Below are 445 nucleotides of genomic sequence, written 5' to 3'. Positions count from 1 at the left end.
CCATTCGGCAACAAGGATTTTTAAAGAAATTGAGATGTCCAAAAAGGAAGGAAACTATTTGAAATACCTGAATAAAGTCATGAAAAATAGCGTTCTTATTCTTGATGATTTTGGCCTGGAATCTTTAAATCTTACAGCAAGAATGGCTCTGTTAGAAATATTGGAAGATCGTCACAATAGGAAATCTACTATCATAGTTTCTCAAATCCCGGTGGCTCTCTGGCATGAGACTATTGGTGACCCAACTATTGCTGATGCAATAATGGACCGAATTGCATTCAAATCACATAGAATTGATTTGGATGGAGACTCGATGAGGAAGAAAATGTATTCAATTGATTGACAATAAACGGACACCCTACAATAATATCTTTGAGGATTTTCCTGGTTCCAGGAGGTGTCCGTTTATTCCCGGTAGGGCTGTCCGTTTTCGCCGGAATCCGCA

1 protein-coding gene is annotated in these 445 nt (G+C 38.9%); it reads left to right on the top strand.

Going from position 1 to position 445, the window contains the following annotated elements; genetic code table 11:
• Positions 1-343: ATP-binding protein (locus tag DV872_RS26285; RefSeq protein ID WP_158547205.1), on the top strand; the 343-nt coding region annotated here is incomplete at its 5' end.
• Between the last annotated feature and the right edge of the window lie 102 nt (positions 344-445).

It is taken from the genome of Oceanispirochaeta sp. M1 (assembly GCF_003346715.1).
GTDB lineage: Bacteria > Spirochaetota > Spirochaetia > DSM-2461 > DSM-2461 > Oceanispirochaeta.
The sequence above is the reverse complement of the archived record's forward strand: the minus strand, read 5'-3'. Positions and strand labels throughout refer to the sequence as shown.